Origin of the sequence: Oceanirhabdus seepicola (genome assembly GCF_023684385.1) — a bacterium.
Lineage (GTDB): Bacteria > Bacillota > Clostridia > Clostridiales > Clostridiaceae > Oceanirhabdus > Oceanirhabdus seepicola.
This window is the reverse complement of record NZ_JAGSOJ010000002.1, coordinates 680,218-699,579: the sequence shown is the minus strand read 5'-3', so window position 1 is coordinate 699,579 and position 19,362 is coordinate 680,218. Positions and strand designations below refer to the sequence as shown.

General features: G+C 29.4%; 12 protein-coding genes. All 12 read right to left on the bottom strand.

The features are described from left to right. Nucleotides 1–3: 3 nt before the first annotated feature. The 12 genes from KDK92_RS10810 to KDK92_RS10760 all read right to left on the bottom strand — a co-directional run bounded on the left by KDK92_RS10810 (nucleotide 4) and on the right by KDK92_RS10760 (nucleotide 19,361). Nucleotides 4–612 (bottom strand): response regulator, encoded by a 609-nt coding sequence (locus KDK92_RS10810; protein WP_250859267.1) that lies wholly within the window; start codon nucleotides 610–612, stop codon nucleotides 4–6. After that, nucleotides 609–2,324, bottom strand: a complete 1,716-nt coding sequence (locus KDK92_RS10805) for a sensor histidine kinase (protein ID WP_250859266.1) — start codon at nucleotides 2,322–2,324, stop codon at nucleotides 609–611. The genes KDK92_RS10810 and KDK92_RS10805 overlap by 4 nt, the downstream gene beginning before the upstream one ends. A 263-nt stretch (nucleotides 2,325–2,587) precedes the next feature. Continuing rightward, nucleotides 2,588–4,015, bottom strand: coding sequence for a glycosyltransferase family 2 protein (locus tag KDK92_RS10800; RefSeq protein WP_250859265.1), 1,428 nt, complete (start codon nucleotides 4,013–4,015; stop codon nucleotides 2,588–2,590). A 2-nt stretch (nucleotides 4,016–4,017) separates the two neighbouring features. Beyond that, nucleotides 4,018–5,151: a HEAT repeat domain-containing protein gene (locus KDK92_RS10795; protein ID WP_250859264.1), complete on the bottom strand. Its 1,134-nt coding sequence runs from the start codon at nucleotides 5,149–5,151 to the stop codon at nucleotides 4,018–4,020. A gap of 20 nt (nucleotides 5,152–5,171) precedes the next feature. Continuing rightward, nucleotides 5,172–7,277, bottom strand: coding sequence for a hypothetical protein (locus tag KDK92_RS10790; protein WP_250859263.1), 2,106 nt, complete (start codon nucleotides 7,275–7,277; stop codon nucleotides 5,172–5,174). 17 nt (nucleotides 7,278–7,294) lie between these two features. Next, nucleotides 7,295–8,791 carry a CotH kinase family protein gene (locus KDK92_RS10785; protein ID WP_250859262.1) on the bottom strand — a complete coding sequence of 499 codons (1,497 nt, stop codon included), beginning with the start codon at nucleotides 8,789–8,791 and terminating at the stop codon, nucleotides 7,295–7,297. Between the two features lie 8 nt (nucleotides 8,792–8,799). Beyond that, nucleotides 8,800–9,468, bottom strand: a complete 669-nt coding sequence (locus KDK92_RS10780) for a DUF4956 domain-containing protein (RefSeq protein WP_250859261.1) — start codon at nucleotides 9,466–9,468, stop codon at nucleotides 8,800–8,802. A gap of 214 nt (nucleotides 9,469–9,682) precedes the next feature. After that, complete coding sequence (locus KDK92_RS10775) at nucleotides 9,683–10,375, bottom strand: polyphosphate polymerase domain-containing protein (RefSeq protein ID WP_250859260.1); 693 nt, start codon at nucleotides 10,373–10,375, stop codon at nucleotides 9,683–9,685. A 1,030-nt stretch (nucleotides 10,376–11,405) separates the two neighbouring features. Then, entirely contained in the window at nucleotides 11,406–16,919 is a 5,514-nt protein-coding gene (locus tag KDK92_RS10770) for an Ig-like domain-containing protein (protein ID WP_250859259.1), read from the bottom strand. A 234-nt stretch (nucleotides 16,920–17,153) separates the two neighbouring features. Beyond that, the gene (locus KDK92_RS10765; protein WP_250859258.1) at nucleotides 17,154–18,749 is read right to left on the bottom strand and encodes a xylulokinase; all 1,596 of its coding nucleotides are present in this window, start codon (nucleotides 18,747–18,749) and stop codon (nucleotides 17,154–17,156) included. A 38-nt stretch (nucleotides 18,750–18,787) separates the two neighbouring features. Then, nucleotides 18,788–18,916 carry a hypothetical protein gene (locus tag KDK92_RS24555; RefSeq protein WP_276575938.1) on the bottom strand — a complete coding sequence of 43 codons (129 nt, stop codon included), beginning with the start codon at nucleotides 18,914–18,916 and terminating at the stop codon, nucleotides 18,788–18,790. Continuing rightward, a complete protein-coding gene (locus tag KDK92_RS10760) occupies nucleotides 18,903–19,361 on the bottom strand; it encodes an MFS transporter (protein ID WP_250859257.1) in 459 nt (152 codons plus the stop codon). Before KDK92_RS10760 ends, KDK92_RS24555 begins: the two co-directional genes overlap by 14 nt. Between the last annotated feature and the right edge of the window lies 1 nt (nucleotide 19,362).

Genomic DNA, 19,362 nt, shown 5'->3' with positions numbered 1-19,362 from the left:
TTTCTATGCAATATCCTTAGCTACTAACATAATCTGTGTTCTATGAGATAAGTTGAGTTTTGATAGTATATTACTAACATGCTTTTTTACGGTATTTTCTGATATATATAGTTTTTTACCTATTTGCAAATTACTCAATCCATTTCCAAGCTCTCGTACCACATCTTTTTCTCGTGGTGTCAACTGATTAATTTTATTATCCTCCTCATCTGTAACTTTATAATTCAACATTTCAGAATCATAGAATTTCCTACCTCTTTTTATGACACTTAAGGCATATATAATATCTTCTGCGAATGCATCCTTTAATAGATATCCATCTACACCACTCTTTTGTGCCCTTGAAAAATCTTCTTTTTTTATAGATGAAGTTAGAATAATAAATTTTGTATTTAAATTTTTTTCCTTTGCCCTTTTTATTATTTCCAATCCATCTTCATTACCAAGGTTCAAATCTATTATTGCACTGTCATATTTATCCTGTATTAAACTATTCATTGCATCATGTACATTTGAAGCCTCTTGGATTTTTTCAATATTATCTTCAAATGAAAGCGTAGATACAAGACCTTTCCTCACTAACGGATGGTCGTCAACGATAAGTATGTTCATACAACTTCCCCCTTCTCAATTCTTTGAATAATATTAGGAATCTTAACTTCTATAGAAGTCCCCGTACCAATTTCACTATAAATATCAATTTCTCCATTAAGTGAGTAAGTTAAATTCTGAATATTTCTTAAGCCTAATCCATTTTCTTTCTCTTTTCTTATTCCATTTAAATCAAACCCTTTACCGTCATCTATTATTTTAAGCAACTTATATTTTGATTTTATATAAAGAGTAATATCAACGTTGTTTGCATTACCATGCCTCAGTCCATTCCCTATTCCCTCACATATCATTCTATATACAGCTTTTTTTTCTCTAGTTGACAACAATTCGTGATTTCCTTTAATCTTAAATGTTATGTTAACATTATTTAATCTTTGTATTTCTTTTATATAATTCATAATGTCCACTTCAAATGTATTTACACCATCTTTTTTCCAACTCATACCATAGATTGTAAACCTTAATTCCCTCATTACATTATTTGTTGAATTTCTTATATTATTTAACCCTTCTTTGATTTCATTGATATTTGATTTTTCTAGATTTTTTATCAATGCAAATATTCCACATGACATACCAAAGAGTTTTTGTAATATACTATCGTGAATTTCATCGGCTATTCGATTTTGCTCTTCAGTAACAAGCAATCTCTCATTTACCTCTTCCAGATGAGACCTTTCAATTACTATTGAACTTAATTGAGCTAAAAAAACTAATTGATCTATATTTTGTTTTGAAATAATATCTTCCTTATAACCTGTAGTTTCTATTCCTAAGATTCCATAATTATTATATGTTGATCTCACTATTACCATCGTAAATCGTTTATCTGCCACTATTATATCTACAGGCGACTCTGAGTTATATATACTATTCCATCTAACTGATATTTCATGTCTTAATTTATTTTTCATAAATTGTGAAACATCTTCATTTCCTTCAATAATAATTTTATTTTCTTCATCTAAAATATTATTAAAAAAAACAGTATCTGATCTTGTAATTTCCTTAGTACAATTAACTATTAGTTTTATAATTTCACTTCTGTCCCTCTGATCTGATAATGATCCTACTGCTTGGTATAATGACATTATTTGCTCCATTGCTTCATTTGTTTTCTTATTTGCTATTACTAATTGATTATTTAACTCTATTAATTTTTCACTTTCAGATTGAAGTATTTTTGTGAATTTCGATAAAAGCCCTATAGCTGCTGTAATTAATAAAACACTAAGAATAATATTCGGTTGTTTGGCTATTATTTCAAATAAACTTTTATTCCCTTTATCCACAAATAGGTATATATTCCCTATAGATGCCAACAAATAAATTGATGAATTTATCCAACAATGTTTTCTATCTAATTTTAGTGCAGCTATTAAAATTGTATTGATAAAATACAATAAATATGGACTATTAAAACCACCTGATGGTAATAGTACAAAAGAACTACCAATAGCTTCTATAAAAACTAAAATACTAATGTATTTGCTAGAGTTCTGGTTTTTCTTATAAAGATACGTCAATATCATTGATCCTAAACTTATACATAATACTATGAAGATTTTACTATGAAATGTGGAAATATTATTCCCTATAATGAAAAAAAATGAAGTGAATATTAATGATATGTATCTATACAAAAATACTATTTTCATTTCTCTTGATTCTTCTTTTGCAAAAAAAAACTCTTTTATAATTCCTCCCAATTGCAAAACCTTTATTCTCCCTTCTCCTTTGAATTGTAAATATATGGTAATTATATGGCAATTATTCCTAATTGTCAATTTAAAACACTTAACTTCCCATTTTTTTACGTTATTTGATATTTAAATCTGTATCTATACTTATATTTATATTTAAGACTTGTAAGTAGTATTCGAATTTCTAAAAACAATAATAAAAAAAAAGACAACATAAAAGTTGTCTTTCTAAATATCTATTTCTCTATTTCACAAAAGTCACAAAAGGCTTACATCTTAACAGATATCCCCTTATCATTAATTTTATTATGTTGTTTTCTATCAATTTTGTCCCAATCATATTTTCTTTTTCTATATTGAAATATTGCCGATAATCTATACATTGAACAGAGTTGTCTATACCCGAGACATTCAATAATGCTAAATATCATAAGTTTTAAAATAACTTTAAGTGAGAACATATTATTAAATATATAATTTTCTAGTATAATAGCTGCCATTGAGATTACAAAACTATATCCTACATATACTACTATAAATGTTATAAAAAACTGAATATTAATAAATCCTGTATAGTATGCTAGAAGAATAAATACAAATCCAACAATCTCTATTATGCAAGATAACATTTCATATATTAAATAGTACAAAAACGAGAAGGATCCAATTAAGCCATAATTAATATTTAAGAATATATATTTATGTTCTAATAAACTCTGCATTAATCCAATATGCCAACGTCTTCTCTGCCCTCGTAAATCTTTTAACTTTTCAGGAACCTGTGACCAACATATAGCATATGGTGCATACTGAATACTATATGCTAATTTATTTTTACGATAAAAAGAGTGCATCTTAACAACGAGTCCCATATCCTCTCCAATACTTTGAGAATCATATCCTCCTACATTGATAACTGATTGTTTTTTAAATAAACCAAAAGCTCCAGATATGATTAGATTACCATTAAATCTATTAAACCAAACTCTTGTAGTAAGAAAAACACGACAGTATTCTAAAGTTTGCATTATAACAATCCATTTTTTTTGCGGTAATACTTTTACAACTTCTCCATCTTCTATAACTACCTGATTTGATACTTTGATATTTCCTCCAACAGCTATTGTTTTTTCATCTTCCATAAAAGGTATAACAATATTGCTTAAAGAGTCTTTTTGCAGAATTGAGTCAGCATCAAGTGATACAAAAAAAGGATATTTTGATGCATTTATACCTAAGTTTAAAGCATCTGCTTTCCCACCATTCTCTTTGTTTATAAGCGTAATTTTGATTTTACTTCCGCCTTCATATATACTTATCTCATCTTTACTTTGAACTAACCTTCTAACAGGTCTCATAACTTTTTGTAAATTAAAATGTTCAAGTATAACTTGCTCCGTTCTATCCTTTGAACCATCATTTACTACTATAATTTCATACTCTGGATAATCAAGACTTAGAAGTGAATTAATGCACTGAACAACAGTCTGTTCTTCATTATATGCAGGAACTAAAACGGAAATAGGAATATAATTTGCTTTGTTTTTTATTCTAATATTATTACTATATTTTTTTCTGTCCATAGCCTCTTGAAGATTAATCATAGCAAAGATGGTGGAAATAAAGAATATCGCTGCATATATAAATATATAATACATAAATGCCACATTTACATAATCAATTATATTTTCTAACATTCCTACACCACCTCTTGTCTATTTGATTTTTCAAGATACTCTTCGTAAGTTATTTTCTTTTTAACAAACATTGCATAAAACATTATGTCTGTAGAGTATTTATCTTTTTTCGCTAAGACGTCATATAGTAAATTCTCACCTAAATCAAAATCTAATAAGGCCATAGCTGAATTTAATCTCACAAACCAATTAATATCAGTAATGCTTATAAGCAGTTTATCCACTGTTTCTTGTGAATAATATTTGGACAATGTTTTTGCAGCAAGAGCTCTAAATTCCCACTGTTCATCATCTAATAAACTTATTAGTATTGGTTTAACTGGTGGATAATTTATTATATTAAAATATTTCACAATGCTAGTTACAACCTCTTTATCTGTGTCAATTGAATTTAATTTATAGGCAAATTTTTTAGTTGCAAATGTAAAACCTACCTTTTGAAAATGTTCAATTATTATGCACTGAATCTGATTACTAAATTCATCAAAAGACTTCAATAACTGATTATTAAGTTCTAGCATATCACCGCCAAATTGATTCATTATATCAATAAAGAGTTTTTCATTAAGATATCCGCTCGTTCTAGAAATATACAACAATGCTTTAGTAAAATACTCTACATTACCAATTTCACCTATTGAGTTCATTGCATTGAATCTTAAATAAAGTGAACTTGTTTTTAATGAGTCCAGTAAAAAGTCATTTATATAGTCATTATCTACTTTATACTGTCCCATAAGGAAAGCCGTATATACATTTTTTATACTTCCTTCTTTTTTATTCTTGTTTACTAAGCTCTTTATATATCTATTGAAACTTCCCATATATTTTTTAACATGAATATAATGCTCAGAATTCTGATTAAATGAAATTATTGTTTCATTAAAAACTTTTTCATATGCTTTATTATCTAACCTTTTCTTCACTTTATTAATCTCTCTACGTGATAAATCTATATTATTCTTTAATTTATTCAATTGGCTTAATATTTCTTTTCCAAAAGTCTCAGATAGCTTTTCCACTTTTTTATTAATCCTCTTCTCACGATAATCACTTATGATCATATACACTATAGAGGAAGAGATAATATATACGAAAAAAATCAGCATTAAATAAATATATACAATTGATTTCATTTTATCAACCTTCCTCCTTTCTAGTTACTTGCTTTAGATAATTCCTCTTTCAAAAGATAGTATGATTTTTTCAGTCTTTCGTGATAAGTAGGCTTAGTCCATTGATTCCATTTGTATAACTTAGAATCTATTCTATTTATAGTATCATTATTCTCTTTAACTGTAACACCTGCATAAATTCCTTTTATACTAATTGGAGTAATATCAAAAGTATCATAGTAATCATCATGAATCTGTTTTGTAGATGGATCCATAAAATTCAAAAGTGCCCATGGAATTCTAACCTCTACATAATCTTCTCCAATATAAAAATCAGATATAGAATTAAACTCAGAGATAGTAGGATTTCCATTCCCATGAATAAGTCTTCCTGTCTCAGTTGATTGTTTTTCTACAAATCCCCCTAATGCCTCTACATATGTTTTAGGTCTTGTATATATCATTATCTCTGAAAATTCATCCATATCACTTGTATGATTTATTATGTCTGGACGAATTTGCAGCTGCTTTTCTTGTTCTAAAAAGTTATGAGTATTATAATATTCATGTACTAATACTTTTGAACTTTCCACATCACTTACATGTATAATAAAATCAGCTTGTCCATCAAATTGGAGATCATACTGTGTACTCTTTGTTGCTCCTGAATTAGGGGTAACATCTAAGTCTATATAAATATCTTCACTTAAAGGATTAAATCCATCTTTCATGTTAACCATAAAATATAGGTATTTTTCATCTGATTTCATTGATAGGGAGACCTCTGGTTTACTGCTTAAAATATCTTCTTCTTTCCATTCATTATTGCTATTGTCAGGATAAGAAACACTTTCTTCATTTCCTGGTTCAAAAGCCATAAGTCCAAAGGATTGGCTATATGTCTGTGTGTCACTCCAATAAGCAGACTTATCAAGTATAATACGGTCTTTGGTATTCCATGCAGACCTAAACCAACTATCACCCCATTCAGCAATTATACTTCCAGCACATCCGGATTTTTTTATAGCATTATAAGTGTCTACCAAAGCCTGAGCTTGCTCTGTTTCATTTATATAACCTTTACTCGTATCTGAAATAAAGTCTGTTGCTAATCTAGATGAAGGTATACCATATTCCGATATTACAACTGGTATAGTATGATAATTATTTATATCTGAAAAAAATAATCCACTATCTCCTTCATACATTAAAAGTGTACTAACTGAAGGATATATATTATAGGAAACAAAGATACCAGTTTTCAGTTCTTCTGTAGTTTTTATATTTTCCACATCTATAAAACTTTTTATGTTATCTTTCTCATCCTGCTCCAGTATTATTGTTGACCCATTAGATAATGAGGTGCTTTTTTTAATATGAAGTGATGATGATCCTACAAAGGTAATTAGTCTTTGCTCTCCATAATTTTTTGCTTCATATTGGGCAACATAATCACCAGCTTCTGCTAAAAAACTTTCAAAAGAAGAAGCATTTTCACTTGTATAAAAATATTCCCCTTCATAAGGTGATTTATCATTCATAATTTCAGAATAAATTAAATCATGGGCTTGCCATTCAATCCCAACAGTATATCCTATTACATACTTTGATACATTTGTTTTATAGCTTTCAAAGAGATTTAGATTAACTCTATTATAAGATTCCCCATGTACTATATTTACAACCGCTTCAATGTAATCCTTGAATTTTTTCTTCATATCTTTAGTCTGCGGATTATAACCATCCTTTAAGTACACTTCATTAAAATAAATTCCCTGTAAAATGTATAATGGTTCTTCCTTTTCATTGTTGAATTGCTCCAATGCTTCATAAAACTCTTCAGGCATAATATTTTGAATACGTATACAGTTAACATTCATATCCTTAATATATGAAAACCATCTTAAGTATTCCTCGTTGCTAATAAAACTATCTCCAGGAAACGCCCCTGGTTTTCCTGGATTCATATTAATACCTGTTATCTTGATTTCATTCCATTTGTTATTTTTATTGATTAATATCTCTTTGCCTTCTACTTTAGTAAAATATTCTATAGTATCATAGTTTGATATTTTTCTTATTAATCCACTTTTTACACCCAATATGAGAAAAAATATAACTGTGTTAATTAACATAAACCTCTTCATATTATTTTTCCTCCAATCTAATCAGTCCACTTGTATAGACTCTCAATATTTTCATCTATCCATGCGCCTCTGTTTATTAGAAATTCTTTTAACATGCGAATTTCTTCTTCATAAGATTGAGCCATACCTTCTGTAGGATATAATAATCGTGGATTAGCTTTAAAAAACTCATCTAATAGCTTAACATCGTGCTCATATGGTGCAAAAATTTCAATATGATTATTCTTGAACACTTCTGCTTGATTACTCAAATAAATAGGCCATTCTGTAAAATTCCGCTCTGGTGCATCTCCTAATAGTTCTACAGTATCATCAATAAATTCTATTAAATATTCATCACTAAAGTATGTCTTTCTAAGGAGCTTATATCTGTTTATAACTTTAGAAACAAACTTTTTATCCCTCATCAATCTCTCAAACCATGAAGTTTGTGGCATGTAAAACCCAGCGTAATCATAGTATTCACTTAATAAATTACTATTTCCCATAGATATATTAAAGTCCCATACTGGTCCTGCTTTTATTTTTTCTCCATAATCTTTGTATATATAAGTACTGAATATACCAGCATCTGTATTGTTAAAAAACTCATTTATTATAAAATAATCTACAAAGGAGTCCACATCTATATGCTCACCGTATCCTTCTCCTACGACATCGTACTTATCAGAATATAATACCCTTTCAAATTCACTTATGGTCTTACTTATATAATCAATTTGATTATCAGTTATATCTCTGTTGGGATATATACCAACAATTCCATAATCATAAATATATATTTCTTTACCATAAGTTTGAATGACAATATCCCCTTCTTTAGGTTGATCTTTAGCTACAATAAAGCTTGTTTCTCCCTTATCATCTTGAGATGGAAGTATGTCTACTCTATCGTTTCCTCTTTTTATTTTTTCAATCATTAAATATAGCCCTTTATAATGTTTTTCTTCAATCTCAGAGCTTCCATCATCTAAAAGATATACCTCACAGAATTTAGAACCTGGTGCATAATTCATGATTTTCCCAGATATATTATATGCCATATAATTTCTAATAAGAGATTTATCCTCAAAAGGAGCATTCAATACCCAATCAGAGTCTTTAGACATTCCTAGTATTTTTTTCTCTTTTTCAGTCCCTTGCTCGTCTCTCAACTCAAGACTATATTGTTTTTTAGGAAACTTTCTTGATGATCTTCCACGAATTTTTATACCTATGTTAGAGGTAAACGCAGGTTCATCAATCCTATAATTAAGTTCATTATCACTATTATAAAACTTCATTGTTCCATTAATTTTCTCAGTACCATTTATTTTAACTCCATTTGTATCAATAACAATTACAGGTAAGTTATTCCCTTGCTCCCACTCTTGGCTTGTACTTTCTTCTTGTGTTATTTCGTCTATGCTTTCTCCCTTTATTCTTGCATTATTAATATTTTCATTACTACAAGCAACCCCTATTGGCATAAAACTCAGTAGGATTATTAAAAGTTTTAAAATACATTTATTCATGCTAACACCTACCCTATAGTTTCTCCGTTTTGAGCTACAATATTAACTGCTGTAACACCTTCTATACGGTATAACTTCTTTAAAATATTCTTATCTTTGTCTTTCTTAATTTTTATTTGATAAATCAATTCAAGGCTGTCATTTGATGAATTTTTAGCTCTTAATTGACTCCCTTTAAATGCCTTAAATACACACCTCATCATTTCCTCTTCTTTTACTCTCATTCCTCTTATAATAAGTATATATCTATCTTCTCTTCCAAACCCACCTATACTAAGTAATATTAATGTTACACATAAGAACCCTGAACCAATTATAGCTATCATATAATTAGTTGTTCCTACACACAGCCCAATAGCAATTGCCCAAAATATATATGCCGTATCTCTAGGATCTTTTATTGCAGTACGAAAACGTACAATAGACAATGCACCAACCATCCCTAAAGATAGAGCAATACTACTTCCAATTACAATCATTACTATGGTTGTAACTAATGTAAGCATTATTAAAGATATATTAAATTTTCTATTATACATAACTCCACTAAATGTAATTTTATAAGTAGAGAAAATTATTAAGCTTAAAAAGAGTGCAATAACTAAAATTTCAATAGATTTAAATATACTTATACTACTGTTATTTGATATTAAATAATCATATAATGTTTCTTTCATATATTTTTCAGTCTCCTTCCTACCTATAGAGAATCCGTAGTTAAACTTTATTTATACATGCTCAAAATCGCAATGGTTCTATGAGTTTTGAGTATGTATAAATTTAGTTTTCACTTGGAATCTCTATATAAATATCTCAGCTCAATAGTTAATTTATCCAAGTAATATCTTGAATAAATTAAGAAATCTATATTCATTAATTTAATCTATAAAATTAAGATAAATAATTGTCAAAAAATTTTCTTGAAGTACAATATTTACTTAAGGATTGATTAACCCCATCCTTACTTTGCATAATCTGCGTAATCCAGCAAAATAATTCTCCATCATACTTTACCTCTAAAATTGCATGATAATGATTAAAAACTGGTATCATTGGTATTGCATTTGAAAATAAATCAAAGTTTGTTTCATTAGCTCTTATATCACTATCTAACGTTACTCTAATATTATTTTCAGTGTGTAGATATGCTCTTCTGTTGTACTCAATTAATACAACTGGTTGATACTGTCCTAAGGTCATAATATTATAAGCTGTTTGGGCAGTACTATTATTATATTTCAATAACACTTGATACTCTTTATTAATTAAACGAATTGCATCTTCTCGAGTTATCTCTGTGGTCTCTTTAATTTGATCCACATTAATTTTTCTCTTTATTTCTAATTTAACAACTTCAGCATTAGTATCATATATTCTAAGACGTATCTTTTTTCTAACTTCTTCTCCATACATTTTGCTATAGAAGTCACAATTATTTATAGAATCAAAATACAAACTTCTAACACTATATCCAAAATTTTTATTATTTGAATCTTCTATCAGGATATTTTTAAATACATTATTAAAATTGAAATAATCATATTCACTTATTACGTACTTAATCTCTCTTCTATTAACAATCACAACATCACCCCTATTCTGTGTTGTTAAATACATTATCTATATAATGAATAACTTCTATCTTGCGACATTTTTAGCGTCCCTTGTATAAAATCGCGTATTTTCTTTATTGTATTTATATGCTTTCGACTCAATTCCTCAATATTTTCATTCTTTCTTTCTATAATTATATTTGTTTTTAAATAAAAAGTAAATGTAAGTATCTATGTAACTATTCAATTCTTACTATAAATGCTTAAGTTTATGGGTATAAAATAAAACCCTAATTAATAGACCATTTAGTGGTTCTATTAATTAGGGTTCTGTTTATCCTTGTGTTATTTTCATTTTTTTCTAAGGCTATCTACTTCTAATACACCATTCCCCCTTGTATTTTTGAAAAGATAGTCATTTACATCCAAAATAGAAAAAGTGCTTAGGTATAACTTTATAGCTTCCCTAGCACTTTCATTCAATACAAATTCTCTTAATTTTCATGTTTTCTCTCCTCTTATGAATACACTATCTGCTATTTTATCTCCTTTCATTACATCTCTAACCTATAGTGAAAGTAAATCACCTGCTCTTAGCCCTACATTTATTCCAACTACAAAGAGCATATAGTCTCTTTTGTTCTTCTTTCACTTTGGCTGACTATGTTTAATTTATGCTTATTAGTCAGCATTTAGTTTTTGTTTCGGATTAACCTATTTCTCTCTATGCGTTGATTTTACTGAAATTTCATGCTGTTTATTTTCGCTTACTTCTTTAAGACGCAAGTGAAGTTAAGGGTAAAATAACTAGCCTAAGAAATTATTTATTTTACCTTCTTAGGCTATTCAAAAATATACTATATGTTTTATCTTTTCTTCATTTCAATTTTTAAATAAAGATAAAAAAACTAATAGCTACTAACGCTAGCACCCATCAACCTTTTTTCAGATATATTTATTTTAATTTGAGAAGGAAGGTTTTCCTTCCCTCTCTTTAATTAATTTGTTGACACTTTGTTCATAACCCCTAAGGGTCTTTTCGAAACCCAAAAATATTGTCCTTACTCTTCTGCTGCTACATTGATTGCTGATGATTCCCCAGCTGCAACAACCTTACCATCTTTAATTTCAACTACTACTAATATTTGTCCATTATCTTCAGATGAAATTGTTGGTTTTGTATTAGAAAGTATTCCACCTAAATCTGAATTTGCATCACTGTCTGTTGTTTCTATATTCCAACCATTTATTTCTGTTGCTTTTGATGCAGATATTAATACATACTTCAGTGTTCCTTCTGCTGTTGCTGTATCTCCTGTGATTGCTCCAGCATTATCTACTGCAATTGTTAAATCTGCAATATCTGCTGATACATTGATTGCTACTGATTCCCCTGCTGCTACAACTTTACCATCTTTAATTTCAGCTACTACTAAAATTTTTGTATTATCTGTATTCGTAATTACTGGTTTTGTATCAGAAAGTGTTCCACCTAAATCTAAATTCGCATTAGCTTCTGTTGTTTCTATATTCCAACCATTTATTTCTGTTGCTTTTGATGCACTTACTAATGCATACTTCAGTGTTCCTTCTGCTGTTGCTGTATCTGATGTGATTATTCCAGTATTATCTACTACAATTGTTAAATCTGCAATATCTGCTGCTATATTGATTGCTGCTGATTCCCCAGCTGATACAACTTTACCTTCTTTAATTTCAACTACTACTAATATTTGTCCATTATCTTCAGATGAAATTGTTGGTTTTGTATTAGAAAGTATTCCACCTAAATCTGAATTTGCATCACTGTCTGTTGTTTCTACATTCCAACCATTTATTTCTGTTGCTTTTGATGCAGATATTAATACATACTTCAGTGTTCCTTCTGCTGTTGCTGTATCTCCTGTGATTACTCCAGCATTATCTACTGCAATTGTTAAATCTGCAATATCTGCTGATACATTGATTGCTACTGATTCCCCAGCTGCTACAACTTTACCATCTTTAATTTCAGCTACTACTAAAATTTTTGTATTATCTGTATTCGTAATTACTGGTTTTGTATCAGAAAGTGTTCCACCTAAATCTAAATTCGCATTAGCTTCTGTTGTTTCTATATTCCAACCATTTATTTCTGTTGCTTTTGATGCACTTACTAATGCATACTTCAGTGTTCCTTCTGCTGTTGCTGTATCTGATGTGATTATTCCAGTATTATCTACTACAATTGTTAAATCTGCAATATCTGCTGCTATATTGATTGCTGCTGATTCCCCAGCTGATACAACTTTACCTTCTTTAATTTCAACTACTACTAATATTTGTCCATTATCTTCAGATGAAATTGTTGGTTTTGTATTAGAAAGTATTCCACCTAAATCTGAATTTGCATCACTGTCTGTTGTTTCTACATTCCAACCATTTATTTCTGTTGCTTTTGATGCAGATATTAATACATACTTCAGTGTTCCTTCTGCTGTTGCTGTATCTCCTGTGATTGCTCCAGCATTATCTACTGCAATTGTTAAAGCTGTAATATCTGCTGGCGTTTGGTCACCACCACTTTCTACCTTCTTAACTCCTACACCTGTTATTGATGTTACCTTTGATTGAATATTTGGTGATATATTATTACCTTCAGCAACAATATATATATCATAATTATCTACATCAATAGGTAAACCGGATATTGTAACATCTACTTTGATATTTGCTTGTATTTTATCTATCTTTCCATTAGCAACTACAACAACATCCTCGTTTTTATCATTTTTATAATTCGTTCCTGCTATTACTTCTGTCACCTCAGGTTCATGCTGTCCTTCTCCTACTACTATATAATATACTTTACCTTCTTTATTAAGCGTTACTTTTAAATTTATTTCAGCATTATTCTGTCCTGGTGAAGCTGTATAAAACTCAAAGCTTGGTGGACTTAATTCATCTAATTCTTTATTTAATTCATTTATTTCTTTATTTAAATTTTCTTGTGTTCTACCCTCTTCAGAATTAATAAATGCAGTTATAACTTTCTCTTTATCTTCTACAGACAACTTATTATATTCAGTTAAATCTAATGAGTTATTTTTTACTATACTATTGAATTCAGAAACAGTACTATCTTTTGAATAATCCACATATATACTACCAAGTTCAACTATTGGTTGATAATTTTTATCAAATACTGCAAGTTCTACATTATATTTTCCTTCTTCTGATCCTTCTGGATTTTGTATTGCAATACCCAACTTTTTAAATTTATTTCCCTCACCTATAGAAGATGAAATCATAATTTTGTTAACTACTTTATTCCCTTTTGGATCAGTTACTTTAACTATTCCTATACACTGTTTATCATCTAGAATATAGTTATCACTATCATCTTCCTTATTTACTATCTTGCATTCTTCATATTTATAATCATTTATATCCTCAGCTTTATCTTTTATATTTAAATTATTTATGCTATAAGCTGTTTTAGTTAATTTATACTCTTTTTCAAGTTTAGCTTGAAATCTCTTAATATATTTGCTTGACAATTCTTGTTCATTATCCTTAGCAACAACTTCGATTATATACTTTCCACCATCAGATAGAATATTTTGAGAAACTTCAAAACTAGTAACTCCCTCAGTTAATACTCTATCATTTTGTTCAAATATGATTTCATCACTATTAATCTCTTTTACAATTACATCGACTTTATTTGCATTATTAGCTTTAACTTCAATTACTGCCTTATTAGTACCTAGAACTATATTTGCATAATCAACTACAATGTCATTCCCTACATCATTTTTTTCGATTTCCATATGGAAATTTGTATTTGATCCATTTCTTCCATTTACTTGTTGAATAGAAACGGAAATATCTTCTACAATGTCATTTGAAGATACATTTTTCTGCATTAAATATACTTTATCTTCAAAACATTGAATATATCTTCCATCTATTTCCAATCTTTCATGGCTACTCTCATCATAAATCCAAGTAGATGTTCTACCCAATGTTACTTTAAAATCCTCACTTGGTGTTTCACCATCTTTCGTTTTCAAAACTATATCTGTAATATCCGCTCCTAATTCAATATTATTAGAAATTACTCCTGTCCTTCCATCAGTATTACCACTCCATGCATCATACTTACTACATTCTATAAAAACAGGTAATTGATCAACAGCTTTTTCAAATGCATATTGAAGCTCACTCATGTTTTCAAATTTTCCACCAAAATAATCTCTTCTATAAGATCTGATGCTATTTGCAAGGCGAATTTTTTCCCACTCTTCATAGTTTTTATATTCATTTCCCAGTGTAAAAGTCTTTTCTTCGCCACCATCATCATATTTAATACCGTCTGCATCTTCAATAAGTCTTCTCATTCTTTTTCCATTTTCAATCCATGAATTATACTCTTCTTCTCCACTATTTGACACATATAAATTATTTAATTCATCAAGCTTAGCAACAATTTTATCAGCTGTATTAACCTCTTTTCTAATATCATCCAAAGTTGTTTCTTTATTACTAATTTTAACTTGTGAAAGATCAACATTTTCTCCTCTTTCCACAAAGTTAATTATATCCGCTAGCTTCTTATTATTAGATGATATATTATCAATATTAAAATTAGTGCTTTCAACATATAAATCATCTATTTTAGCCTTATCAGCTACTTGTAAATCAATCTGTTCATTACCATTTTCAGATGCTATATTTACTTCCCCTATAGATGCATCTTTAACATCTATTCTTGCTCCATTACCATCTGTTACCTGTAATTGTCCTGCTGTTACTCCATTTTCTAAATGCAAACTATGTGTAGCTACTTCTTTTACAATTATTTTACCTGAATTTAATCCAAATTCATCATCAGCAGTCTTTTGTACCTTTACTTTATCTAAAGTTATAGATCCACCATTCCCATCTTTTCCTCTTATAATTATATTACCTTTAACCCCAATATTTCTCACCTTTACGAATTCATCTTGCCCAGCTTCAATAATTAAATCCTTTTCTATAACTATATATTCATCAGAATAGAACTCAATAGGACTTTCTTGAGAACCTTTTGGGTCTCCATTTACTCTTAATATGTACTCACTAATATTATCAGTAACGACTCCATTATTAGTCTTAATTATTCCACTATTCCCATTTGATTTAATAGTTACAACAACTTGATCACTTTTAGTAACTCCACCTCTAGTTGCACTCGCCTTAATTATAGCACTACCAATTTTATCTGAGGCAACTGTAACTAATCCATTAACAACAGTTGCTATTGATGTATCACTTGACTCCCAAACCATTGCATTATTAGTTGAATTATCAGTATATCTTACCCTTGCTGTAAATTGTTTACTACCACCTTGATTTATTATAATCTCATTACCATTTTTATCAATAATAACTGAACTCACTTTAACAACTGGTGTTGGTCTATCATTCCAATCATTATCTCTATCACCACCATGACTACTATTACCACTATTATTACTACTTGATGATTTTGAATTATCTTTGTCTGTTTTTGTTATATTCTTTTTTCCATCTCCACTAGTTTCTACTTTGTTTCCTTTTTTATCAAGTTGCTTTACTTTTGATTCCTTACTTATATTCAATTTAGTTTTAACATTAGTAATGATTTTATCTACTTGACCCTCTACCAACTCAATATTAGCTTCTTTGTTTACTTCAATTTTCTTAAAGTCTCCAAGTAATTTAATATTATCATTTTTATTTTTTGGTGCTATTTGTATTTGTTTTACAGAAGCATCTTTAGCAGCCTTTAGAGTTACTCCAGTTTCTACTATTACAGCTTCAGTGAATGTTCCTCTTAATTCAACATTCTGCTGCTCACCTTTTTTTCCATCATTCTCAACACTTACTCTTATTTCTCCAAAAGATCCAGATACAGAATCTATAATTGCATAAGTCTTAATAATAGTATTATTGACTTTAGTTGTACCTTTAGATTCAACTCTAACTTTACTATCACTTGAAACTTCTAGCTTGTCTGCAGTTACATTATATAAATGTATACTATTTTCTCCACCTGAAAGTATAACTATTTCTTTAGCTGTTACGTTTTTCACATCAGTGCTTCCTTCTTTTCCTGGATCGATGTATATTATCCCATTGACTGTTGAATTATGAATAGTTACATTATCACCAGTAATATAAACATTTCCATTAATTTTAGCACCTGAAATTTTTTTATTATTCTCTGTTATACTTAATGGCTCTCCAATTTTCTCCCCATCATTTATATCGTAATCAATAAGTTTACCATTAACATCTTTGTATGTAACTTTCGGTATGCTCTCATTTGAAATCTTACTTGTAGTATTATTCTCATACCATTGTCCACTTTCTGATTTAACAAAAATCTCAGGACTCTTTTGCATTGTCTTAAGAACTTCCGAATAATTCTCTTCACGCTTAACATAATTTAAATCATATGCCTTATCTCCAATTACCACAGTATTATTCGGCATTTCCGCAAAAACCGAAAAATTAGAAATTAAAAACATAATTAAAGTAAAAATTGTAATACCCCTAAATCTTCTCATAAATGTCTTCTCCTCTTGATCTAACTCTGATTTTTTCAATAATTCCATCAAATTTTTAATGATTTCATTATTAAAAAGTATCCCCAACTTATTTGTGTTTATTTTTTAAATTTAATTCATCATTTTTATGGAATTAAATCCATTTTTTTCTTAAGTTGGGCCTACTATATATTACTATATTTAGGTTTCTATTTCAATAACAAATATAATAATCCACTTACTTGTTTATATATATTAGTTATTTAAAACATTAAAAGACTTCTTATTGTTTTTATATAATGATTTAAACTCTTTAAAATATTTATCATAAATTACAGTATTATTTTTATTAGGAATATAACGCTCTTTTACTTTTATAAACTTTTTTGCTTCTTTTATTTCTTCAATAATATTTAATCCTACAGCCATAACTACAACTGCTCCTACTGCACCAATATTTTGTGGACTATCTACTGTTTCTATTTCACGATTTAATACATCTGAAAGTATTTGACATGTTAAAGGAGCTAAAGCACCTCCACCAACGAGCCTTATTACTTTTGATGTTTTTACCTTCTCTTCCGAAGCTTCCAATTGCCATCTTAAATGGTAACACACTCCCTCAATAACCGAATGGATTAACTCTGTCTTACCTGTTTCTAAACTTATATTGAAGAACATACCTCTTGCATTATGATCTTCAAAAGGACATCGATTTCCATGAAGCCAGGGTGTAAAAATAACTCCATTACTCCCTGCTGGAACATCTTTTATAGCATGCATCATGTAATCATACAAACTTTTATATACTTCTTCTTTGGATTCATTTATCTGTTTTTTCTCTTGGTAAACATCTATTTCATCTAATGCCAAATGCTCCTTAACCCATTCAAGACATTTTCCTGCCGTTTCTAGTTCCGCGAAATAATTAAAAGTTTTGTGACTGGCCCCTACAATAGATGCAATCATATGCTTTAAATCCAGTATTCGTTTACTTACAACAGTTGATACCCAACCTGAAGTTCCTAAATAAATATGAGTATTGTTTTCTTCTACAGCGCCTGCACCTATCCCAATAAGTGATGCATCTCCTCCCCCTCCAAATACAGGAGTTCCCTCTTTTAGATTCAATTCTCTAGCTGCATCTTTTGTTATTCTTCCTACCATATCTGTACTTTTAACCACTTTAGGAAGATGCTCCATATTAACACCAAACATTTCACATATTTCTTTACTAAACCCTTGTTTACCTTTTCGAATATCATAAAGCATCGTAGCAAAAGCACTATCTTCTGTCATAACAAATTCCCCTGTGGCTCTGCAAGTCAAAAATTCCTTAACATCTAACCATTTATATGTCTTTTCGAAATTATTCGGCTCATTACACTGAACCCATTTATATTTCCAAATAGGATCCTTTACACTTGCAGCAACAGCACCACTAATCATAATAGACTTTAATGATTTATAAACATTTAGTCCAGCTATTTGCAATCCTGTTCCCAAACCCTCTTTCTTCTCTCTTTTTGCTCTGTTATCCATATAACTCAATGCACGCCTTATAGGTTCACCTTTTTTATCTACTAGAACTAATCCCTGCATTTGTGCACAAAATGAAATCCCTTGTACTACTTCAGGAGAAATATTATTTTCCTGCAGTACTTTCTTTGTTGTACTACACATAGCATTCCACCAATCATAAGGGTCCTGTTCAACCCCTCCATTTTCTACTACGTGTAGCTCATACCCCTCGATAGAACTTGCAATTAATTTTATTGTGTGTGAAATTTCAAATAGACAAGTTTTAATCCCTGTTGTACCTACATCATAAGCAATTACATAAGTCTCCATCTATTAACCTCCCTCTACCATCATAACCAATAATTTGTTCAACTACTTAGCTTTGATTCCTTCATAAGGAAAGTAAAAGGTACCTCTATTACAGTTATTACAACAATAAGAATCATTGGCAAAACTACAGAACCTGAAACGCTAACCATAGACTCAAAAATATACACAAATAGAACACCTGATATTTGCCCCATAAGAAGTATTAACCCAAGGGAAGTCCCCTCCTGAATAGGATAAGCTACTTCTGAGCCATGCTGGAACCTTCGTTGAAATATTTAAAAGAAATGGCTGTCCAATTGCAATAATAAATTGAGCAATCAATACTATAGTATAATTGTCAGCAAATATAGCTGTTATAACAGCTCCAAATATCAAAGACTGTCTGTACCCAAACTTATCCACAACCCAAGAAGCAGGCATGGAAAAAATTATATACATTATCATATAACTCATTGAAAATAAAGCTATAGACATGCCACTTACCCCGTAGAAGCTTTCTGCCATGCTAGATATTGGAGCTAAAGAAAGCCACATCATCTCTGTAGATATTATAATTGGAACAATTGCTAGTAGAATTATCCATCTGTAAGATGATACATTTTTGCTTTTCATT